The sequence below is a fragment of the Kitasatospora sp. NPDC048239 genome (genome assembly GCF_043202015.1).
Taxonomy (GTDB): Bacteria; Actinomycetota; Actinomycetes; order Streptomycetales; family Streptomycetaceae; genus Kitasatospora.
Genome location: NZ_JBICZP010000016.1, coordinates 28350 through 49291 on the forward strand (window position 1 = coordinate 28350; position 20942 = coordinate 49291).

The following is a 20942-nucleotide window of genomic DNA, read 5'->3' on the forward strand; positions in this document are numbered from 1 at the left end:
GCTGACCACCAGCACGGCCTCCTCCGACGGGTCGTTCCCCGCCGCGCCCGCGCGCAGCGCGAACGCGCCGCCGTGCACCGCCCCCCGGGTCATCGGGTAGTGCCGCAGGTCGAACACCGCGTCCGGGGCCTCGATCTGGGCCCGCTGGGTCTCCGCCCGGCTGCTGCTCGGCCCGCTGGTCATCCGGTAGACGGCGTGCTGCGCGGTGCGCATCAGATGCGAGCCGGGCGGCACGTAGGAGACCCACCAGCCGACCGCGTCCAGCAGCCGCGCCGAGGTCTCCGCGACGAGCGCCAGCTTGCCGATGGTGTCGGCCGGGTGGATCGAGCGGGTCGAGCCCTGCTGGTCCAGCGCCGTGAGCACCGCGGCGAGCAGCTGCCCCGGGTCCGCGCTGTGCGCCGCGCCGCGGAACCGCCGCCGGTCGCCGGAGCCCGCCCGGCCGGAGCCCCGCCCGCGCCCGTCGGCCCGGTGGTGCGGGTCGGCGGCGTCCGCGAGCAGCACCGTCGGGTCCGGCGAGAAGCCCGGTCCGTGGCTGCGCCCGGCCACCACCGGGTGGGCCGCGCGGGCGGCCTTGGCCCGGTACTGGGCGGCGTCGGCGAGCCGGAACAGCCGGTCGGGCGTGGTGACCGGCCCGATCGAGTCCCCGGTGGAGGCGACCCCGCAGGCCACCCCCTCGCCCTCGGCCAGCGCGAGCGCCCGCGCACACAGCTCCTCGGCCGCGGCGACCACCTCGTCCGCCTTCTGCCCCTCCACCAGCAGGCAGAACTCGTCGCCGCCGAGCCGGGCGGCGAGGCTGCCGGGCAGTTTGGCGGCGGCCAGCGACAACTGGTGGGCGAAGCGCTCCAGCAGCCGGTCGCCCATCTCGTGGCCGAGCTGGTCGTTCACCCGCTTCAGCCCGTTGACGTCGCAGACCACCAGCGAGACCACGGTGTTGTCCCGGTTGTGCGCCTCCAGCGCGCTCTCCAGCCGGGCGTCCACGGCGCGCCGGTTGGCCAGGCCGGTCAGCGGATCGGAGAAGGCGAGCTTGCGCAGGTCGGCCAGGCGCTCGGTCTGGGCCAGACCGGCCGAGATCTGGGCGGCCAGCAGGGTGGCGTAGTCGGCGTCCGCCTCGGTGAACTCCGCCATCCCGGTGGTGCGGGCCAGGTAGAGCTCGCCCCAGGCCTGTCCGTGCAGCACGATCGGCGCGACCACGCAGCAGGCCCGCCCCCGCCGGCGCAGCGCCGCGGCGCGCTCCTGGCAGTACGCGCCCGCGGTCGGGTGCGCGTGCCCGGGGTGCGGGCTGGAGTTCTCGGCGCTCTGCAGCCAGGCGCGCGGCAACCGGCCGGTGGTCCAGCGCTCCTCCAGATAGGTGACGATCTCGGGAAAGTCGGCCACCGGGTAGGACTCGTCCTCCGGCAGCTCCTCCTCCCCCGGCGCCAGCTCCCCGTGGTTGACCAGCACCCGCAGCCGCCCGGACTCGCGGTCCCAGACCGAGACCGCCGCCATGGTGGCGCCGAGCGCCGCGGTGGCGCGGACGGCGGCCGCCCGGACCGCCTCCAGCGGGGTGAGCGCCCCCGCCATGTCCTGGGCGAGCTCGACCACGGACGTCAGCCGCGGGTCCGGGGCGGCGGGCGGCCGCTGCGCACCATCGCAGTCGCAGCCGCGGTCCGCCATGATCGTCTCGCTGCTCACCGGCTCGCCTCGTTCCCTGTGCCCGGTCATGCTCGGCTCCCCTGGCGCACCGCGCCGGGAACCGCACCCATCCGGCCGCTTGCACCAAGACTATGGCGGTTTGCACCGCTTATGCCGCGTTTGCCCGGATCGATCCGCCCCGGCCGTCCGGGTTTCATTCGTTGCGCCTACGTCACCCGGTCCGCGTACCCCCGTCGGGGCCCGGCAACCGCCCGCCGTGCGGAGACGGTCAGGCGCACGTGGGCCACACCCGGGGGACCACAGGGCTCCGGACGTCAGCCGGTGCGCGGCCGCCGCGACAGCAGCCACGGCTCCACCAGTCCGAGCCCGCGCACCGGGCGGCGCCACATCGGCTGGAGGTGGAAGCGGTGCCCGGCCTCCGGGCCCATCACCGACAGGCCGGCGGAGTGCAGGCCGGCGGCGGCCGACAGCGCCTCGGCGAGGCCCGCCCCGTCCGCGTCCGCGGGTGCCACGCTGCCGTTCTGCTCCAGCGCGGCCGCGAACTCGCCGTCGATCAGCACCGCGTCCTTCGGGGCGATCGAGGTGAGCCGGCTGGCCAGGTTGACGGTGGTGCCGAAGACGTCGCCCATCCGCGAGGTGACGGTGCCGAAGGCCATGCCGACCCGCAGCGCGGGGATGGTGTCGTCCTCCGCCAGCGCCTCGATCAGGCCGAGCGCGATCTCGGCGGCCGTCACCGGGTCCTCCGAGACGTAGAGGATCTCGTCGCCGAGGGTCTTGACCACCCGGCCGCCGAGGCCGGCGATCAGGTCGGAGCAGGTGTTCTCGAAGGTCTCGACCAGCTCGCCGAGCTCCTCCTCCTCCAGTCGGCGCGACAGCCGGGTGAAGCCGACCAGGTCGGCGAAGCCCACCGCGAGGCGGCCGCTGGTGATCTCGGTGTCCTCGGCGGCCTGCACCACCCGGCCGGTGACGGCCGCCAGCTGCCGGCGCCAGACGTACACCAGGAACTGCTCCAGCTCCGGCAGCAGCAGCTCGACCAGCGGGTACGCGACGTCGGCGCGGGTCAGGCCCGGCTCGACGGCCTGGGTGAGGTTCTCCAGGAAGGTGTCCATCTGCCAGCCGGCCAGCCGGGCGGTGGTCTGCCCGGTGGAGCGCGCCACCTGGATCGCCATCGGCTCGCTGAGCAGGCCCGACTCCACCAGTCCGGCGAGGCGGCGCAGCGCGATCACGTCGCCGTCGGTCAGCGCCCGGGACTGTCCGATGTCGGGGAAGCCCATCGCCCGCCAGAAGCGGGTGGCCAGCTCCATCGGCACGTCGGCCGCGCGCGCGGCCTGGTACGGGGTGTAGCGGCGCGGCGCGTCCAGGATCAGGCGTTCCAGGTCGAGCGCGACCGTCGGGTCCTCGGAGTCCGCCGTGCCGCCGCTGCTGCCGTCCTCTGCCACCGGTCCGTCCCCGTGCGGTCGCCGCACTTGCCTCGTGTCCTGCCTGTCCGGGCGCGCCCGCCACCCGGCGGGCAGTGGCGCGCCTCACACCGCTGCCAGGTGGAATATTCGCACGGAATCGCGCGATCCGGGGCATCCGCCAGAGTCAAGGGGAGGTGAAGAGTGCCGTTCAGCGCGGCTCGGGCCGGACGTGGACGACGTCCCCGGCGCCCACCGCCGTGCGGCTCCCGTCGGACGTGCGGACCACCAGCCGGCCGTCGCCGTCGATCGCCACCGCCTCGCCGAGCAGCTCGCGGTCGCCCGGCAGCAGGACCTTCACCGGCCGCCCGAGCGTGCTGCAGCGGTCCGCGTACGCGGGCAGCAGGCCGCTGGCGTGCGGGTCGCCGGAGGCGGCCGTCCACTCCGCGTACAGCACGGCGAACTCGCGCAGCAGGGCGCGCAGCAGGGTGGTCCGGTCGGTGACGGCGGCGCCGGCCAGCGCCAGCGAGGCGGCGGCGGGGACGGGCAGCTCGGCCTCCCGCAGCGAGACGTTGATCCCGAGGCCGGCGACCACCGCGCCGCCGCTCAGCTCGGTCAGGATGCCGCCGAGCTTGCGCTCCGCGCCGTCGATCCCGACCTGGAGGTCGTTGGGCCACTTCAGGTCGACCTCCACCCCGGCGACCCGGCTCAGCGTGCTGGCCGCCGCCACGCCGACCAGGATCGGCAACCAGCCGTACCGCTCGACGGGTACCTCGTCCGGGCGAAGCAGGATGGAGAGGAAGAGCCCCGAACGCGGCGGCGCCGTCCACTGCCGCTCCAGCCGCCCGCGCCCGGCGCTCTGCGCCTCGGCGACGAGTACCGCGCCCTGCGGCGCGCCCTGCCGGGCCCGTGCGGCGAGGTCGCTGTTGGTCGAGCCGGTCTCGGCGACGACGTCCAGTGCGGTCCACAGCCCGCCCGGCAGCACCAGGTCGCGGCGCAGCGCCTCGGTGTCCAGCGGCGGCCGGTCCAGGTCGGTCCACGGCGACGGCCCGTCCTGGCCGAAGCCGCGCAGTCCACTGCGGCGGGGGGTGGCGGGCTCACGCACCGGATCGTTCGAGTCGGTCATGCGGGAAACCCTAGGGTCTGTCAGGCCGTCCGCGCCCGGCGGGAATCACCCGAACGAAGCCCCGAAGCCCGCCGGCCCGTCCGAAAAGCACCAGGACACGGCCTACGCCGCCCCATCGTCCCGCAGAACGCGCGTTAACACACTGTGTCGCTGGCCATAACAGGAAGCCCCGCGCGCTGGCTACGCTACTTGGCGGTAGTTCGTTGCGCCGCCCTGCCCTCACGCGCCCGGTCCCCTCCCGGCCCGTGCGCCACCCCCAGGTCGCGGCCCATGGATCAGGGAGAGCCCCCGGATGACCGAGGCGTCGTACGACCCCCACACCACCGCCGGAAAGCTCGCCGACCTGCGGCGCAGGATCGACGAGGCGGTCCACTCCGGCTCCGCCAAGGCGGTGGAGAAGCAGCACGCCAAGGGCAAGCTGACGGCCCGCGAGCGCGTCGCCGAGCTGCTGGACGAGGACTCCTTCGTGGAGTTCGACGAGTTCGCCCGCCACCGCTCGATCAACTTCGGCCAGGAGAAGAACCGCCCGTACGGCGACGGCGTGGTGACCGGCTACGGCACCGTCGACGGCCGCCAGGTGGCCGTCTTCGCCCAGGACTTCACCGTCTTCGGCGGCTCCCTCGGCGAGGTCTTCGGCGAGAAGATCGTCAAGGTGATGGACTTCGCGCTGAAGACCGGCTGCCCGGTCATCGGCATCAACGACTCCGGCGGCGCCCGCATCCAGGAGGGTGTGGTCTCGCTCGGCCTCTACGGCGAGATCTTCCGCCGCAACGTCCACGCCTCCGGGGTGATCCCGCAGATCTCGCTGATCATGGGCCCCTGCGCCGGCGGCGCGGTGTACTCCCCGGCGATCACCGACTTCGTGGTGATGGCCGACCAGACCTCGCACATGTTCATCACCGGCCCCGACGTGATCAAGACCGTCACCGGCGAGGACGTCGGCATGGAGGAGCTGGGCGGCGCCCGGACCCACAACACCAAGTCCGGCAACGCGCACTACCTGGCCACGGACGAGAAGGAGGCGGTCGAGTACGTCAAGAGCCTGCTCTCGTACCTGCCCTCCAACAACCTGTCCGACCCGCCGTCCTTCCCCGAGGAGGCGGACCTCACCGTCACCGACGAGGACCTCGAACTCGACACCCTGGTGCCCGACTCGGCGAACCAGCCGTACGACATGCACAAGGTGATCGAGCACGTCCTGGACGACGGCGAGTTCCTGGAGACCCAGCCGCTGTACGCGGGCAACATCATCACCGGCTTCGGCCGGGTCGAGGGCCACCCGGTCGGCATCGTCGGCAACCAGCCGATGGATCTGGCCGGCTGCCTGGACATCGCCGCGAGCGAGAAGGCCGCCCGGTTCATCCGGACCTGCGACTCCTTCAACATCCCGGTGCTGACCTTCGTCGACGTGCCCGGCTTCCTGCCCGGCACCGAGCAGGAGTGGGACGGCATCATCCGCCGCGGCGCCAAGCTGATCTACGCCTACGCCGAGGCCACCGTCCCGCTGATCACCGTGATCACCCGCAAGGCCTTCGGCGGCGCGTACGACGTGATGGGCTCCAAGCACCTGGGCGCCGACCTCAACCTGGCCTGGCCGACCGCGCAGATCGCAGTGATGGGCGCGCAGGGCGCGGCCAACATCGTCTACCGCCGCGAGCTGGCGGAGGCCGCCGCGGCCGGCGAGGACGTCGACGCCCGCCGGGCCGAGCTGGTCGCCGAGTACGAGGACACCCTGCTCAACCCGTACCTGGCCGCCGAGCGCGGGTACGTCGACGCCGTCATCGCGCCCAGCGAGACCCGTCGGCACATCGTGCGCGGCCTGCGGGCGCTGCGCGGCAAGCGCGAGGTGCTGCCGCCGAAGAAGCACGGCAACATCCCCCTGTAGGCAGGAACGCTTTTCAGACAGCGGCCGTCGCGAGAGGATTGAGCATGGCCCCGATCCACGTGCTGCACGGGCAGCCGACCCCCGAGGAGCTGGCCACCGTTCTGGCGGTGGTCCAGTCCCGGGCCGCCGCCGCGCAGGCCGCCGCCGAGGCGGCCCGCCGCGCGGGCGCCGGCCCGGACTCCCCCTGGAACGACCGCGCCCGCCGGATGCGCCCCGCGCCGCGCCCGGGCGCCAACGTCTGGCGCACCTCCGGCTGGGCGGGCTGACCGGCCGCGCCGGGGCGGGGGGTCGGCCGGTCCGACGCCCCGCCCCGGCGCATCCCCGCGCCGGGGCCCGGTGGCCGGGATGGCCCGGATTGCCCGAAAGCTGAGTACGGATACTCAGGCGTCCGCCCGGTCCGCGGCGCACCCTGGAACGGTGCTCTGGTCAGACCCTCGCGACGAGCCCTCCCCCGAGGCCCGCCGGATGCAGCAGAAGCTGCACCGCGCCGGGCGCGTCCTCGCCGTCCTCGCCCTGGTGATCGCCGTCCTGCTGATGCTCTGACGGCCGCCCCGCGCCACCCCCTACCCTGGTGGGCATGACCGACCAGCGCGCCCTCGTCCTCGCTTCCGCCTCCCCCGCCCGCCTCGGGCTGCTGCGCCAGGCGGGCCTCGACCCGCGCGTGGTGGTCAGCGGCGTCGACGAGGACGCACTCAGCGCCGCCACCCCCGCCGAGCTGGCCCTGGTGCTGGCCGAGGCCAAGGCCAAGGCGGTCGCCGCCGACCTGACCGGCGGCGAGCTGGTGATCGGCTGCGACTCCGTCCTGGAGCTGGACGGGCTCGCGCTCGGCAAGCCCGCCGACGCCGTCGAGGCGCTGGCCCGCTGGCGGTCGATGCGCGGGCGGTCCGGCGTGCTGCGCACCGGCCACTGCGTGATCGACACCGCCACCGGCGAGCAGGCCTCCGCCACCGCCTCCACCACGGTCCGCTTCGGCACCCCCGACGACGCCGAGATCGCCGCCTACATCGCCACCGGCGAGCCGCTGCACGTGGCCGGCGCGTTCACCCTGGACGGCCGCTCGGCGCCCTTCGTCGACGGCGTCGACGGCGACCCGGGCAACGTCATCGGCCTCTCCCTGCCGCTGCTGCGCTCGCTCCTCGCCGATCTGGGCGTGCGCATCACCGACCTCTGGGCCTGACCGGCCCGTGTCACACCCCGGCGGCCCGCACCCTGAGGGATCCCACAGATCCTCGGCCCCACATCTGTCTCTCCGGTCCAGCCCGTACGGCCGCGGGACGCCATAGGCTGGCCGCGCCGCCGATCAGGGAGGGGGGACGTCGATGACCGACAGCGTGCTCAACGTGCTGCTCGGCCTGGTCGCGAGCGCCATCGCCGCCGGGCTGGGCTGGCTCGCCCAGACGCTGCGCCGCCGCCGACGGCTCGGCCGGCTCCAGGCGTTCTTCGGCCTGCCCGACGGCGGCGACTGCCTGCTGGTCGTCAACCGGCATGCCTCGTCCAGCCATCCGAGCAGCGTGCAGCGCAACGACGTCTACGCGCTGATGGAGCTTTCCGGGCTGGTCAGGGAGTGCCGCGGGCGGGCCGAGCTGGTCCCCCATGACAAGGTGCTCCAGGGGCTGGGCCACAAGGCGGAGTTCTGCCTCGGCGGCCCGGTCAGCAACGACCGGACGGCGGCTCACCTGGCCTCCTGGCTGCCCGGGGTGTCCTTCACCCCGGATCGCGTCGTCGAGGACTTCGACCCCGACGACGCCGCGATATCCGTGGGCGACGAGACGTTCCGGTACGTGTACGGGGGCGACACGCGGACCGGCCAGGCGTTCGTCCTGCTGGCCAGGCTGCACGCGGAGCCCGGCGGCCGGCCGGTGTTCCTGATCTCCGGTCAGAGCGCGATCTCCAACCACGCCGCCGTGCGCTACCTGGTCGCCAACCACCGGAGGCTGGCCCGCCGGTACGGCGTCGACCGGACCTTCGCGCTGATGCTGCGCGTCGTCAACCCCGGCGCGTACGGGCCCGACGTGGTCGAACTCGCGTCGGACGTCACCGCCAAGGCGAGCGTGCGACCCGCGGAGGCCGCCGCGTGAGCCGTTCCGGCGCCCGGCGTGTGGCGAAGGCCACCACGCGGTCCGGGCGGCTCAAGCGGGCTTCGACGAGGGGCGCGTAGCGTCCCTACCTGTGGAGCGTCCCGCTCCACACCCAAGTGATCGCGTTTTCGCTTCATCCACCGTGTGGGATAGCTCACCAACTGGGGCTACTCGCCGGTACCACCCCGTAATCCCTAGACTCGACGAGGTTCAAGAAGGGAGCCACAGTGCGCAAGGTGCTCATCGCCAACCGCGGAGAAATCGCCGTCCGCGTCGCCCGGGCCTGCTCGGACGCCGGTATCGCCAGCGTCGCCGTCTATGCCGAGCCGGACCGGGATGCGCTGCACGTCCGCGCGGCCGACGAGGCTTACGCGCTGGGCGGCGACACCCCCGGCACCAGTTACCTGGACATCGCCAAGGTGCTCAAGGCCGCCGCCGACTCGGGTGCCGACGCCGTCCACCCCGGCTACGGCTTCCTGTCGGAGAACGCCGAGTTCGCCCAGGCAGTCCTCGACGCGGGCCTGACCTGGATCGGCCCGCCGCCGCAGGCCATCCGCGACCTCGGTGACAAGGTCACCGCCCGGCACGTGGCGCAGCGCGCCGGCGCCCCGCTGGTGGCCGGTACGCCGGACCCGGTCACGGGTGCCGACGAGGTCGTCGTCTTCGCCCGGGAGCACGGCCTGCCGGTCGCCATCAAGGCGGCCTTCGGCGGTGGCGGCCGCGGCCTGAAGGTCGCCCGCACGCTGGAGGAGATCCCGGAGCTGTACGAGTCCGCGGTGCGCGAGGCGGTCGCCGCCTTCGGGCGCGGCGAGTGCTTCGTCGAGCGCTACCTGGACAACCCGCGGCACGTCGAGACCCAGTGCCTGGCGGACCAGCACGGCAACGTGGTGGTCGTCTCCACCCGTGACTGCTCGCTGCAGCGCCGCCACCAGAAGCTCGTCGAGGAGGCGCCCGCGCCGTTCCTCACCCCCGAGCAGAACGCCGAGCTGTACCGGGCGTCCAAGGCCATCCTGAAGGAGGCCGGCTACGTCGGCGCCGGGACCTGCGAGTTCCTGGTGGCCGTCGACGGCACGATCTCCTTCCTGGAGGTCAACACCCGTCTGCAGGTCGAGCACCCGGTCACCGAGGAGGTCACCGGCCTCGACCTGGTCCGCGAGATGTTCCGGATCGCCGACGGCGAGGAGCTGGGCTACGGCGACCCGGAGGTGCGCGGTCACTCCTTCGAGTTCCGCATCAACGGCGAGGACCCGGGCCGCGGCTTCCTGCCCGCGCCCGGCACCGTCACGCTGTTCGCGCCGCCGTCCGGCCCGGGTGTCCGGCTGGACTCCGGGGTGGAGACCGGCTCGGTCATCGGCCCGGCCTGGGACTCCCTGCTGGCCAAGCTGATCGTCACCGGCACCACCCGCAAGCAGGCCCTGCAGCGGGCCCGTCGCGCGCTGGCCGAGTTCAAGGTGGAGGGCATGGCCACCGCCATCCCGTTCCACCAGGCGGTCGTCACCGACCCGGCGTTCGCGCCCGAGGTGCACGGCAGCGACGAGCCGTTCACGGTCTACACCCGGTGGATCGAGACCGACTTCGAGAACACCATCCCCGCGTTCGCCGGTGCGGCCGGCGAGGGCGAGGAGGCCGAGGGCCGGGAGACCGTCGTGGTCGAGGTCGGCGGCAAGCGGATCGAGGTCTCGCTGCCGTCCTCGCTGGGCGTCTCCTCCGCTCCGGCGGCGTCCACCGGCGGTGCGGCCAAGGCCAAGCGCCGGGTCGGCGCCAAGAAGGCCGGCTCGGCCGTCGGCGGTGACACGCTGGCCTCGCCGATGCAGGGCACCATCGTCAAGGTCGCCGTCGAGGAGGGCCAGGTCGTCGCGGAGGGCGAGCTGATCGTCGTCCTGGAGGCGATGAAGATGGAGCAGCCGCTGAACGCGCACAAGGCGGGCACCATCGTCGGCCTGAAGGCCGAGGTCGGCGGCAGCGTCAGCAGCGGCGCCGCGCTGTGCGAGATCAAGGACTGACCCCGCCCGACCGCCCCTGAGGCCGCCTCGGCGGCTGTGCTCCGGGGCTGGGCTCCGTGACCGGTCCGTACACCTCCGGGTGTGCGGACCGGTTCCGTTTCCGGCGCCGCTCAGCGCCCGCGCGGGACGCCCAGCTCCGCCGCCAACCGGACCGGCAGCGGGAGGCCCGGGCCGCCGTGCGTGCCGGGGCGGCGCTGGCCGGGCAGCGGGGCGCCGCCGGGGGGCGGGGCGGCCCGGCGCGCCAGCGGGCCGGGCTGGGTCTGGTGGACGGGCCCGCTGCCGGTGCCGTGCACCGGGGCGTCCCCGGGCGGGGCGCCGAGCGGGGCCAGGTCGATCTGCACCCCGCAGTCGGCGAGCGCGTCCAGCTCGCGGGCCGTCACATCGTCGGCGGTGGCCTGCTCGTCGGTGACCAGCCGGGTGATGGTCTCGGTCGGGACGGTCTGGAACATGGTGTCCGCGCCGAGCTTGGTGTGGTCGGCGAGGACGATGACCTCGGCGGCCGACTGCACCAGAGCCCGGTCCACGCTCGCGGAGAGCATGTTCGTGGTCGACAGCCCGCGTTCGGCGGTCAGCCCACTGCCGGAGATGAACGCCTTGGAGACCCGCAGCCCGTGCAGCGACTGCTCTGCACCGCTGCCGACCAGGGCGTAGTTGGAGCCCCGCAGGGTGCCGCCGGTCATCACCACCTCCACCCGGTTGGCGTGCGCCAGCGCCTGGGCGACCAGCAGCGAGTTGGTGACCACCGTCAGCCCGGGCACCCGGGCCAGCCGGCGGGCCAGCTCCTGGGTGGTGGTGCCGGCACCGACCACCACGGCATCCCCCTCCTCCACCAGGCCCGCGGCGAGATCGGCGATGGCGCTCTTCTCGGCCGCGGAGAGGTGGGTCTTCTGCGGGTAGCCGGGTTCGCGGCTGAAGCCGCCGGGGAGCACCGCACCGCCGTGCCGGCGGTCGAGGAGCCCTTCTGCCTCCAGCGCCCGTACGTCACGACGCACGGTCACTTCGGAGGTCTGGACGACGCGGGCCAGTTCACGGAGCGAGACGGCTCCGTTGGCGCGCACCATTTCGAGGATCAACTGGCGACGTTCTGCAGCAAACACAGAACCGACGGTAACCCGCGTGACCGTCTGCTTTCAGGCGTTTGCTGCTAGTAGCGGGAATTGCTCACCCGGGAGCGGCGCGTGACCGTACAATACGCGCCGTCAGCAACCCGGGACTGCGCCCGCCGTCCGAGTGATGCCCCCGCCTGCGCGAAGGGCGGCCACCGAACGGCGGCCGCCCTCAACTTCGCGCCGGATGCTCAGGATTCGCCGTCGGCCCGCTTGCGGATGTGCAGCTGGCGGGCGGCCTCGGCGGTCGAGCCGGAGACGGACGGGTAGACGGTGAACGCGCTGGCCACCTGTTCGACCGTCAGATTGGCGTCCACCGCGAGCGCGATCGGGTGGATCAGCTCGCTGGCGCGCGGGGCGACCACCACACCGCCGACCACGATGCCGGTGCCCGGGCGGCAGAACAGCTTCACGAAACCGTCCCTGATGCCCTGCATCTTGGCCCGCGGGTTGCCGCGCAGCGGGAGCTTGATCTCGATCGCGTCCATCTTGCCGCACTTCACGTCGGCGGCCGTGTAGCCGACGGTGGCGATCTCCGGGTCGGTGAAGACGTTGGAGGCGACGGTCTTCAGGTTGAGCGGCTGCACCGCGTCGCCGAGCGCGTGGTACATCGCGATCCGGCCCTGCATGGCCGCCACCGAGGCGAGCATGAAGACGCCGGTGCAGTCGCCGGCCGCGTACACGCCGGGGGCGCTGGTGCGGGACACCCGGTCGACCTGGATCTGGCCCCAGTCGTTGAGCTTGACCCCGGCGTCCTCCAGTCCCATCCCGGCCGTGTTCGGGATCGAGCCGACCGCCATCAGACAGTGCGTGCCCTTGATCACCGTGCCGTCGGAGAGGGTCACCTCGACGTGGTCGCCGACCCGCTTGGCGCCCTCCGCCCGGCTGCGGCTCATCACGTTCATGCCGCGGCGGCGGAAGACCTCCTCCAGCACCTCGGCGGCGTCCGGGTCCTCGCCCGGGAGCACCCGGTCACGGGAGGAGACCAGGGTGACCTTGGAGCCCAGCGCCTGGTAGGCGCCGGCGAACTCCGCACCGGTGACGCCGGAGCCGACCACGATCAGCTCGCGCGGCAGCTCCTCCAGGTCGTACACCTGGGTCCAGGTCAGGATCCGCTCGCCGTCCGGCTGGGCGTCCGGCAGCTCGCGCGGGTGCGCGCCGGTGGCGATCAGCACCGCGTCGGCGCGCAGCGCGTGGACGGTGCCGTCGGGCGCGTCCACCAGCACCTCGCGGGAGCCGTCCGCGCCCTGGCCGTCGGCGCCGAGCCGGCCCCGGCCGCGCAGCACGGTGACGCCCGCCCGGGTGACCGACTGGGTGATGTCGTGGGACTGCGCGATGGCCAGGCGCTTCACCCGGCGGTTGACCTTGCCGAGGTCGACGCCGACCACTCTGGCCTGCTGCTCCAGCGGAGGGGTGTCGTCCGCGACGATGATGCCGAGCTCCTCGTAGGAGCTGTCGAAGGTGGTCATCACCTCCGCGGTCGCGATCAGGGTCTTCGACGGCACGCAGTCCGTGAGCACCGCCGATCCGCCCAGACCGTCGCGGTCGACGACGGTCACCTCCGCGCCGAGCTGGGCGGCGACGAGCGCCGCCTCGTAGCCGCCGGGTCCGCCACCGATGATCACGATCCGAGTCACACGCACCATTGTCCCGTACGCCGAGCGCGCCGCCACGCCGGGGTCGGGGCTCCGGTGCAATCCCCCGGCCGCCCTGGGCCGTCCGCCGGACGGTCTAGGCTGCACCCCATGCCCCTTTACGCCGCGTATGCCACCAACCTCGATGCACGGCAGATGACCCGCCGAGCCCCGCACTCCCCACTGCGCGGTACCGGGTGGCTGGACGGCTGGCGGCTCACCTTCGGCGGGGAGCAGCTGGGCTGGGAGGGCTCGCTGGCCACCGTGGTCGAGGACGAGAAGGAGCAGGTCTTCGTCTCGCTCTACGACGTCGCGCCGATGGACGAGGAGGGCCTGGACCGCTGGGAGGGCGTCCAGCTGGGCATCTACCGCAAGATCAAGCTGCGCGCGCACACCCTGGACGGCGACATCCCGGTGTGGACGTACGTGCTCAACGACTACGAGGGCGGTCTGCCCGCCGCCCGCTACCTCGGTCTGGTCGCCGACGCCGCGGAGAGCGCGGGCGCGCCCCACGACTACGTGCTGGACCTGCGCCGCCGGCCCTGCTGACCCGCTTCTAGGACCTGCTCCAGGAGCGCGCGGTGGCGGCCAGGACCTCCGCCACCGCGGCCCGCCGGCCCGGCTCGGTGCGCAGCCCGTTGCCCAGCTCGACGTGCAGCCACGGCACCCCGAGGCCGGCCGCGAACCGGCCCTCCACGTTGGTGGTGCCCTCCAGCTGCCCGCACTTCTCCCGCCAGGCCCGGCAGACCGCGAACCCGGCCTGCCCGAGCCCGCCCGCGGTCAGCTCGGCGGCCGCCCCGGCCGGTCCCGTCCCGCTGGAGACCACCGCGTCCTGGCCCGGCAGGCTGCCCTCGTCGAAGCCGTGCACCTGGATCCCGGGCAGCCCGCGCGCGGTGAGCGCCTCGACCACGGCGGCGAACACCGTGTCGGCGCGGTGCGCAGGGTCCGAGGAGCCGCCCTCGCCCGCCTTGCGGTGCGCCCCGGCGAGTACCAGCACCCCGCCCGGCGCGGCCCGGAACAGCTCGACGCCGAGGTGCTCCGTCCGGCTGTCCGAGACCGGGTGCGGCACCTGCACCGTCCAGCCGGCCGGCGCCGAGAGGTCCAGGTAGACCCGGCCCCAGCCGCGCCCCTGCGCCGCCGCCGGGTCGTCGGCGATCTCCGCGACCCGGCGGCCGCTGCCCGCCTCGGTGAACTCGGTCAGCCGGTAGCCGGCCTGCGCCAGCGCCTGGCCCGCCTCCTGCGGCCGCCCCTCGACCGTCCGCAGCACACCGTCCGCGACGGCCCTCCGCTGGACGGCGTCCGGCGCGGTGTACCCGGTCGCGGGGCCGAAGCCCGCCGTGTACCCGTCCACCCGGGCCGCCAGGTCCACCGGCGCGGGGCCGGTCGGCCCCGTCGGGGTGCCCGCCGCGGCGCCGGTCGGGCCGCCCGCCGCCCGGGGCGGCCCGGCGGAGCCGCGCGCCGCCACCGTCAGCACGACGGCCAGCGCCGCCAGCACCAGCAGCACCGCAACCGGCAGCACCACCGCACGCCGCGAACCCCGTATCTCCATGGCCCGAAAACCTACCGTGCGCCCGATACAAACCCAATGGAATCGAAATGTCATCGATTGGAGACCGGAACGAGACGGTTTCCAGTGAACCGCTTCGTACGCTTCTCACGTTTGACCAAGGCTTGACCGCCGGTCACGGCGGGCCCCGCGGGGGGTGGGCACGTCACCCACCCCCGATCCGATGACGAGGCCCCCCGTGAGCACGGCAACCACCCCGCCGCGACAGCACCGCTATCGCCGCCGGGCCGACATGCCGCTGCTCGGGGGCATCCGCCCGCCCATCGTCCTGCTGCTGATCCTGCTGCTGGCCGTCGCCGCGATCACCGCCCTGGCCGTCGGCGGCCTGCGGGTCGACGACACCCCGCAGGCCCTGCGCGAGTCCCACCAGTACGCCGCCGAGGACACCGCCGCCTCGCTGCGCGCCGGACTGCACGAGAGCGCCACCGACCTGCGCCGGGCCGCCGCCCACTACGACGGCGCGCCCGCCGACCCGGCCGCCGTGCTGAGCACGCTCGGCCAGGCCTACCGGAAGTGGCGCGGCACGGTGATCGTCCGCCCCGACACCGGCCGGCTGCTGGCCGCCCGCGGCGAGACCGTCCCGCTGGCCGGCCTCGACCTCGGCAAGGTCACCGACACCGCGCCCGCGCCGCTGCTGGCGCCCTCCACCGCCGGCACCCGGCTGCTCACCTTCGCCCTCGTCTCCACCAGGACCGACGGCCGGGCCCTGCTGGTCGCCTCCGACAACCTTCGGCTGCCCGGCATCGCCACCCGCAGGGAGCAGACCGTCCAGGTGCTCGACGCCGCCGGCGCCGTCCTGGACACCGCCGGCGCCCAGCTGGCCGCCGATCCCGACCGGCGGCTGGTCGACTCCGCCCGGGAGCACGCCGCCCACCAGCGCCCGGCCCCCGGCGAGACGGCCTCCGGGAGCCTGGCCGGCAGCCCTGACGACAAGGGCGTCCGGCGGGTCGCCGGCTATGCGGCGGTGGCCTCCCCCGACGGCCGCGACCTCGCCGCCCCGCTCGGCCTGACCGTCGTCTCCACCAGCACCGTCGACGGCCGGACGGGCAGCCTGCGCCACCCCATGCTCGGGCTGGCCTCCGCCGGGGCCCTGCTGGCGGTCGCCCTGCTGCTGGCCTGGCTGCTGACCCGGACACTGCAGCGCCCGTTGCTGCGGCTGTTCCTGGAGTCCCGCCGGCTCACCCGCGGCGAGCGCCTCGACGAGCCGGTCGCCGGGCCCCGGCGCGGCGAGGCCGGGCGGATCACCCGCGCCCTGGAGGAGCTGCGCCGCCAACTGCTCGACCCGGCCCGGCCGGCCACCGCGCCCGCCCCGCGCCGCCGGCGCCCCGGCACCGCGCTGCCGCTGGCGCTGAGCGCCGCCGTCGTCCTCGGCTGGTCGGGCCCGCTGCTGTTCCTGGGCGGCACCGACGGCGAGGTCCTCGTCCCGAACCAGGTGGTCGCCGCCCAGCGGGACCGCACCGACACCGCCGCCGACCGGGTCCGCCAGGCGCTCAACGAGGGCTACGCCGATCTGCGGTCGATCGCGCCGGCCCTCGCCCGGGCCTCCGTCGGCCAGGCCGAGACCGTGCTGCGCGCCACCCTCGCCGAACACGACCGCTACCGCGCGCTCTACGTGCTCGGCGCCGACGGCGAGGTGCTCGCCCGGGCCGGTGAGCCGCCGCACCGCACCGGCCGGCCGGCGCTCGGCCCGAGCGGCGTCCTGCTGCTCAACACCTCCGGCAAGGAGCCCCGGATCGCCGCCCGCGCGGCCCTCACCGCGGCCCCCGCCGAGCCGGCCGAGGGCGGCGCACCGGAGGCCGCGGGGCCGGTGGTGGTCGGCGAGCTCCGGACGGACTTCCTCCCCGCCCTGCTCACCCGGCCCGGCCTCGGCCGGGTCTGGCTGCTGGACGACCGGCACCGCGTCCTCGCCGCCAACGAGGGCTACAGCTCCTTCGGCGAACTCCCCGACGGCCGGGCCTCGGCCGTCCTGGCCAAGGCCGGGAAGGAGCCCGCCGCCGACGTGGTCCGCGCCGGCGGCGACCCGGCCGTACTGGCGGCCGCCCCGCTCGGCGGCAACGGCGCCGTCGCCCGGCTGGGCTGGTCGGTGGTCACCGACCAGCCGGTGTCCTGGCTGCACCTCGACCAGAACCGGGCCGACCGGCGCGCCGTGCTGGCGGGCATGCTCGGCCTGGCCGCCGCCGTGCTCTGCCTCGGCTGGCTGTTCATCGCCGTCGGCCTGCCGCTGCGCCGGCTGGCCGCGAGCGCCGAGGCGCTGGCCGCCGGGGACCGCCGCACCGTGCTCTACCCCGTCCACCACGACGAGGTCGGCGCCGTCGCCCGCAGCCTGGAGCTGATCCGCCAGGACCTGGAACGCGCCGCCCGCCGCGCCCCCACCGCCACCGCCACCCACTGAGACCGAGAAGGATCCCCGTGCTCTTCCTCTACGTCGTGCTGCTGGTGTGCTGCGCCGTCCTGCTGGTCGCGGGCGTCGTCGAGCAGCGCCGGCACTTCGCCGCCCTGGAGCAGATCCCCACCCGGGTCCTGGTCAACGGCATCCGCGGCAAGAGCTCGATCACCCGGCTCTGTGCGGGCGCGCTGCGCGGCGGCGACCTGGTCACCGTCGCCAAGACCACCGGTACCGCGGCCCGCTTCATCCACCCCGACGCCACCGAGGAGCCGGTCTACCGCAAGTTCGGCATCGCCAACGTGGTGGAGCAGATCGGCATCGTCCGCCGGGCCGCCACCTACCGCCCGGACGCCCTGGTGATCGAGTGCATGGCGGTGATGCCGGCGCTGCAGGAGGTCAACCAGACCAAGCTGATCCGCTCCACCATCGGCGTGCTCTGCAACGTCCGCGAGGACCACCTCGCCGAGATGGGCCCGACCCTGGACGACGTGGCCCGCTCGCTCTGCCGCTCGATGCCGGTCGGCGGCGTCTGCGTGACCGCCGAGCAGGACCGGGTGCACATCCTGCGCGAGGAGGCGGCCAGGCGGGACTGCGAGCTGATCGTGGTCGACCCCGAGTCGGTCAGCGACGAGGAGCTGCGCGGCTTCGGCTGGTTCACCTTCAAGGAGAACGTGGCCATCGCCCTGGCCGTCGCCGCACTCCTCGGCGTGGACCGGCAGACGGCGCTGCGCGGCATGTGGCAGGCGCCGCCGGATCCGGGCGTGCTCTCCGTCGAGCGCTACCGCACCCCGGCCGGCGGGCGGCTGCGCTTCGCCAACGTCTTCGCCGCCAACGACCCCGAGTCCACCCTGATGAACGTCCGCCAGCTGGAGGGCCTCGGCGCGATCCACCGCCCGCTCAACGTGGTGGTCAACTGCCGGCCGGACCGGGTGGAGCGCAACGGCCAGATGGGCCAGATCGTGCCGGAGCTGGACCCGGACACGGTCTTCCTGATCGGCCACCCGACCAGGAGCGCCCGGGACGGCATCCCGGCCGACTGGGCGGGCCGCGTGGTCGACCTCGGCGGCGACCGGCGCGACCCGGCCGCGCTGACCGCGGAGCTGCTGGCCGGGCTCGGCCCGGACTCCTCGCTGATCGCGATCGGCAACATCCACGGGCAGGGCGAACTCCTCCTGGAGGAGCTGGCCCGGCTGGCCCCGGACGAGGAGCCGGTCGAGGACCCGGACGGGGAGCCGGTCCCCGCAGCCGACGAGGCCTTCACCGGGCTCCCGTACCCCGAGCCCCCGTACGAGTGGCCCGGCTACGCCGACCCCGGCCGGCACCACCCCGGCCACGCCGAGCTCTCGTACGCCCCCGAGCGCGTCTACGTCCCCCAGCCGCTGCCCGGCTCCTGGTTCGACCCGGCCCCCGCCCGCCCGCACGCCCCCTTCCCGTACGGAGAGCAGCAGTGATCCCCACCGAGCTCACCCCCGAGATCGCCGCCATCGGCATCGCGCTCGGCCTGGTCTTCTCACTCGTCTGCTACCTGACCACCAACCTCTCCCCCGGCGGCATGATCACCCCCGGCTGGCTGGCCCTCACCCTGGTCGAGGACCTCCAGCGGGTGGCCATCGTGGTCGGCGTCACCGTGCTGACCTACCTCGCCACCCGGGTCGTCCAGAAGCTGGTGATCCTCTACGGCAAGCGGCTGTTCGCGGCCGTGGTGCTGATCGGCGTGCTGCTCCAGGCCACCGTGATGCTGGTGCTCCAGCACGAGCTGCCGACCCTGTACGCCAACCAGACCCTCGGCTTCATCGTGCCCGGCCTGATCGCCTACCAGCTGGTCCGCCAGCCCCGCGCGGCCACCCTGATGGCCACCAGCACCGTCACCCTCGCCAACTACGTGGTGCTCACCGCGGGCGTCCTGCTCGGGGCCCTGCCCGGCACCTGATCGCCCCGCGGCCCCCGCCCCTTCGCGCACCCGTACCCGAGCCCGCAGGAAGCCCCCATGCCCGTCACCCGGAAGTCCCTGCTCAGCGGCGGCCTCGCCGTCGCCCTGCTGGCCACCAGCGGCTATCTCACCGTCCGGCTGCGGGACCGCGACCAGCCGGCCGCCACGGGCTCCACCGCCCCGCTGATCGCGGCCGCCGCCGTCCCGGGCCCGGCCGCCCCGTCGGTCGCCGTCGACAGGGCCGCCGCGGGCTACCGCTACGAGCGGCTGGCCGGCCCGGACCGCACGGTGGTCCGCGACGCCCGCGGCGGCGTGCTGGCCACCCTGACCGACGGAGCCCGCACCGCCGTCCTGGCCGGCCCGAGCCGCACCTTCGCCGAGCCGGGCACCACCACGGCCACGCTGGTCAACGACAGCTGGGTGCGGTTGATGCCGCAGCCCTGGAGGGCCGGCGCCGAGAACGAGGCCTGGTTCCGCGGCTGGTTCCAGCAGTCGCTCGGCAGCACCGCGGACGACGTGCTCGCGATCGCCCTGCAGTACCTCGCGGGGGCACCGGCCGGCCAGGACGCCAAGGGCGTCCGGGTCCGGGGCGACGCCTCCTTCGGCCCGCTCAACCCCAACGGCGCCGTCGGCCAGGACCTCCGCCTGGAGCAGACCGACTTCGTCGACTACCTCGGCACCGCGTACACCTTCGCCGACAAGGTCACCAGGCAGCCCGACCGGACCCGCTACGGCGCCTTCGACTGCTCCGGCTTCGTCCGCATGGTCTACGGCTACCGGTCCGGCTACCCGATGCTCAGCAGGGACGTGGCCGGCCCCGGCCTGCCGCGCACCGCCAACGGCCTGGCCCGGCTCGCCCCCGGTGTCCCGGTGCTGCCGCTGACCACCGCGCCGGGCTCGGACACCACCCTGCGGCCGGCCTCGATCGATCCGCTGCAACCCGGTGACCTGGTCTTCTTCGAGATCGACGCCCGCACCGGCACCCGGCTGGACCACACCGGCATCTACCTGGGCCTGGACACCGACGGCCACCCCCGGTACATCTCCAGCCGCGAGGAGGCGGACGGCCCGACCTTCGGCGACAAGGGCGGCACCGCCCGGCTGGACGACAACGGTCTGTACGCCAAGGGACTGCGCAGCGCGAAGCGGCTCTAGAGCCGGGTGCGGCCGGGCTGCCGCCGAACCGGGTACGGCCTGTAGACAGCTACGGGCCACCCGGCCCGAAAGGGGCCCCGGAGCTGTACATTCACGCCATCCGGGTAACGATCCGGCACGTCGTACCGGGATTTTCTACGCGCGTAGTCGATTCCCGTCTATCCTCGGACGTGTGAACGCATCTCCTCAGTCGGTCGTCTCCGCCGACCCCTACGCCGCCGCCCAGGCCGCCGCCGCGCGCCTGCGCGAGCTGACCGGTGCCGAGCGCCACGACGTCGCCCTGGTGATGGGCTCCGGCTGGGTGCCGGCCGCCGACGCCCTGGGCGAGACCGTGGCGGAGTTCCCCGTCACCGACCTGCCGGGCTTCCCCGCCCCCGCCGTCGCCGGCCACGCCGGCACGATCCGCTCGGTGAAGATCGGCGAGAAGCGCGCCCTGATCTTCCTGGGCCGCAACCACTACTACGAGGGCCACGGCGTGGCCACCGTCGTCCACGGCGTGCGCACGGCCGCCGCCGCGGGCTGCGGGATCATCGTGCTGACCAACGGCTGCGGCGGTCTGCGCGAGGGCTGGGTCCCCGGCCAGCCGGTCCTGATCAGCGACCACATCAACCTGACCGCGGACTCCCCGATCGTCGGCGCCAACTTCGTCGACCTGACGGACCTCTACTCCAAGCGCCTGCGCGACCTCTGCCGCGAGGTGGACTCCACCCTCGACGAGGCCGTCTACGTGCAGTTCCGCGGCCCGCACTACGAGACCCCGGCCGAGGTCCACATGGCCCGGGTGATCGGCGGCGAGCTGGTCGGCATGTCCACCACCCTGGAGGCCATCGCCGCCCGTGAGGCCGGCTCCGAGGTGCTCGGCATCTCGCTGGTCACCAACCTGGCCGCCGGCATCACCGGCGAGCCGCTCAACCACGCCGAGGTGCTGGAGGCCGGCAAGGCCTCCGCCGAGCGCATGGGCGCGCTGCTGGCGAAGGTCCTCGAGCGGATCTGACCACCCGGGGCGTGTCCGACGATTTCCGCCCCGCGCGTGCGACGGTAAT

The 20942-nt window shown here is 74.3% G+C and carries 17 protein-coding genes and 1 pseudogene; 12 read left to right on the top strand and 6 right to left on the bottom strand.

The genetic code is table 11. The annotated features are described in order from the left end of the window. Positions 1 to 426 precede the first annotated feature (426 nt). From ACGFZP_RS32060 to ACGFZP_RS32070, 3 genes and pseudogenes are all read right to left on the bottom strand, one after another. Positions 427 to 1560, bottom strand: a pseudogene (locus ACGFZP_RS32060) (diguanylate cyclase domain-containing protein); the annotation flags it as partial. Between the two features lie 386 nt (positions 1561 to 1946). Then, positions 1947 to 3071 carry an adenylate/guanylate cyclase domain-containing protein gene (locus tag ACGFZP_RS32065; protein ID WP_392939677.1) on the bottom strand — a complete coding sequence of 375 codons (1125 nt, stop codon included), beginning with the start codon at positions 3069 to 3071 and terminating at the stop codon, positions 1947 to 1949. 169 nt (positions 3072 to 3240) lie between these two features. Further along, positions 3241 to 4155 carry a biotin--[acetyl-CoA-carboxylase] ligase gene (locus tag ACGFZP_RS32070; RefSeq protein ID WP_392939679.1) on the bottom strand — a complete coding sequence of 305 codons (915 nt, stop codon included), beginning with the start codon at positions 4153 to 4155 and terminating at the stop codon, positions 3241 to 3243. A gap of 292 nt (positions 4156 to 4447) precedes the next feature. Here ACGFZP_RS32070 and ACGFZP_RS32075 point away from each other — a divergent pair, with 292 nt between their 5' ends. From ACGFZP_RS32075 to ACGFZP_RS32100, 6 genes are all read left to right on the top strand, one after another. Next, on the top strand, positions 4448 to 6040 hold the full coding sequence (locus tag ACGFZP_RS32075) for an acyl-CoA carboxylase subunit beta (RefSeq protein WP_392939681.1): 1593 nt from the start codon (positions 4448 to 4450) through the stop codon (positions 6038 to 6040). A 44-nt stretch (positions 6041 to 6084) separates the two neighbouring features. Further along, a complete protein-coding gene (locus tag ACGFZP_RS32080) occupies positions 6085 to 6306 on the top strand; it encodes an acyl-CoA carboxylase epsilon subunit (protein ID WP_392939682.1) in 222 nt (73 codons plus the stop codon). Between the two features lie 151 nt (positions 6307 to 6457). Further along, positions 6458 to 6583 (top strand): morphogenic membrane protein MmpB, encoded by a 126-nt coding sequence (gene mmpB / locus ACGFZP_RS32085; protein WP_387948499.1) that lies wholly within the window; start codon positions 6458 to 6460, stop codon positions 6581 to 6583. Between the two features lie 34 nt (positions 6584 to 6617). Beyond that, positions 6618 to 7217: a nucleoside triphosphate pyrophosphatase gene (locus ACGFZP_RS32090; RefSeq protein ID WP_392939684.1), complete on the top strand. Its 600-nt coding sequence runs from the start codon at positions 6618 to 6620 to the stop codon at positions 7215 to 7217. Positions 7218 to 7359: 142 nt separating this feature from the next. Next, positions 7360 to 8118: a hypothetical protein gene (locus ACGFZP_RS32095; RefSeq protein ID WP_392939686.1), complete on the top strand. Its 759-nt coding sequence runs from the start codon at positions 7360 to 7362 to the stop codon at positions 8116 to 8118. A 227-nt stretch (positions 8119 to 8345) separates the two neighbouring features. Next, positions 8346 to 10121, top strand: a complete 1776-nt coding sequence (locus ACGFZP_RS32100) for an acetyl/propionyl/methylcrotonyl-CoA carboxylase subunit alpha (protein ID WP_392939688.1) — start codon at positions 8346 to 8348, stop codon at positions 10119 to 10121. A 110-nt stretch (positions 10122 to 10231) separates the two neighbouring features. On the opposite strand, the gene ACGFZP_RS32105 is transcribed toward ACGFZP_RS32100, so the two are convergent. Then, positions 10232 to 11182, bottom strand: a complete 951-nt coding sequence (locus tag ACGFZP_RS32105) for a DeoR/GlpR family DNA-binding transcription regulator (RefSeq protein WP_392939877.1) — start codon at positions 11180 to 11182, stop codon at positions 10232 to 10234. A gap of 236 nt (positions 11183 to 11418) precedes the next feature. Then, the gene (locus tag ACGFZP_RS32110; RefSeq protein WP_392939689.1) at positions 11419 to 12873 is read right to left on the bottom strand and encodes an NAD(P)H-quinone dehydrogenase; all 1455 of its coding nucleotides are present in this window, start codon (positions 12871 to 12873) and stop codon (positions 11419 to 11421) included. 99 nt (positions 12874 to 12972) lie between these two features. Here ACGFZP_RS32110 and ACGFZP_RS32115 point away from each other — a divergent pair, with 99 nt between their 5' ends. Further along, on the top strand, positions 12973 to 13410 hold the full coding sequence (locus ACGFZP_RS32115; RefSeq protein WP_329487974.1) for a gamma-glutamylcyclotransferase: 438 nt from the start codon (positions 12973 to 12975) through the stop codon (positions 13408 to 13410). 7 nt (positions 13411 to 13417) lie between these two features. Here the strand turns inward: ACGFZP_RS32115 and ACGFZP_RS32120 are convergent, their stop codons facing one another. Beyond that, positions 13418 to 14410 carry a hypothetical protein gene (locus tag ACGFZP_RS32120; protein WP_392939691.1) on the bottom strand — a complete coding sequence of 331 codons (993 nt, stop codon included), beginning with the start codon at positions 14408 to 14410 and terminating at the stop codon, positions 13418 to 13420. 196 nt (positions 14411 to 14606) lie between these two features. Here ACGFZP_RS32120 and ACGFZP_RS32125 point away from each other — a divergent pair, with 196 nt between their 5' ends. The 5 genes from ACGFZP_RS32125 to ACGFZP_RS32145 all read left to right on the top strand — a co-directional run bounded on the left by ACGFZP_RS32125 (position 14607) and on the right by ACGFZP_RS32145 (position 20893). Further along, positions 14607 to 16820, top strand: coding sequence for a HAMP domain-containing protein (locus ACGFZP_RS32125; protein ID WP_392939693.1), 2214 nt, complete (start codon positions 14607 to 14609; stop codon positions 16818 to 16820). Between the two features lie 17 nt (positions 16821 to 16837). Continuing rightward, entirely contained in the window at positions 16838 to 18265 is a 1428-nt protein-coding gene (gene pgsB, locus ACGFZP_RS32130; RefSeq protein ID WP_392939694.1) for a poly-gamma-glutamate synthase PgsB, read from the top strand. Beyond that, positions 18262 to 18744, top strand: a complete 483-nt coding sequence (locus ACGFZP_RS32135; RefSeq protein ID WP_392939696.1) for a poly-gamma-glutamate biosynthesis protein PgsC/CapC — start codon at positions 18262 to 18264, stop codon at positions 18742 to 18744. The genes pgsB and ACGFZP_RS32135 overlap by 4 nt, the downstream gene beginning before the upstream one ends. A 57-nt stretch (positions 18745 to 18801) precedes the next feature. Beyond that, the gene (locus tag ACGFZP_RS32140; RefSeq protein ID WP_392939698.1) at positions 18802 to 19899 is read left to right on the top strand and encodes an NlpC/P60 family protein; all 1098 of its coding nucleotides are present in this window, start codon (positions 18802 to 18804) and stop codon (positions 19897 to 19899) included. A 172-nt stretch (positions 19900 to 20071) separates the two neighbouring features. Then, positions 20072 to 20893 carry a purine-nucleoside phosphorylase gene (locus tag ACGFZP_RS32145; RefSeq protein WP_392939700.1) on the top strand — a complete coding sequence of 274 codons (822 nt, stop codon included), beginning with the start codon at positions 20072 to 20074 and terminating at the stop codon, positions 20891 to 20893. Positions 20894 to 20942 lie beyond the last annotated feature (49 nt).

What these genes read in the sequence shown, in the direction of transcription:
- ACGFZP_RS32095 (WP_392939686.1), top strand. Translation starts at nt 7,360, where the DNA reads ATGACCGACAGCGTGCTCAACGTGCTGCTCGGCCTGGTCGCGAGCGCC.
- ACGFZP_RS32110 (WP_392939689.1), bottom strand. Translation starts at nt 12,873, where the DNA reads ATGGTGCGTGTGACTCGGATCGTGATCATCGGTGGCGGACCCGGCGGC.
- ACGFZP_RS32070 (WP_392939679.1), bottom strand. Translation starts at nt 4,155, where the DNA reads ATGACCGACTCGAACGATCCGGTGCGTGAGCCCGCCACCCCCCGCCGC.
- ACGFZP_RS32120 (WP_392939691.1), bottom strand. Translation starts at nt 14,410, where the DNA reads ATGGAGATACGGGGTTCGCGGCGTGCGGTGGTGCTGCCGGTTGCGGTG.
- ACGFZP_RS32115 (WP_329487974.1), top strand. Translation starts at nt 12,973, where the DNA reads ATGCCCCTTTACGCCGCGTATGCCACCAACCTCGATGCACGGCAGATG.
- ACGFZP_RS32090 (WP_392939684.1), top strand. Translation starts at nt 6,618, where the DNA reads ATGACCGACCAGCGCGCCCTCGTCCTCGCTTCCGCCTCCCCCGCCCGC.
- ACGFZP_RS32140 (WP_392939698.1), top strand. Translation starts at nt 18,802, where the DNA reads ATGCCCGTCACCCGGAAGTCCCTGCTCAGCGGCGGCCTCGCCGTCGCC.
- ACGFZP_RS32075 (WP_392939681.1), top strand. Translation starts at nt 4,448, where the DNA reads ATGACCGAGGCGTCGTACGACCCCCACACCACCGCCGGAAAGCTCGCC.
- ACGFZP_RS32105 (WP_392939877.1), bottom strand. Translation starts at nt 11,182, where the DNA reads ATGGTGCGCGCCAACGGAGCCGTCTCGCTCCGTGAACTGGCCCGCGTC.
- ACGFZP_RS32080 (WP_392939682.1), top strand. Translation starts at nt 6,085, where the DNA reads ATGGCCCCGATCCACGTGCTGCACGGGCAGCCGACCCCCGAGGAGCTG.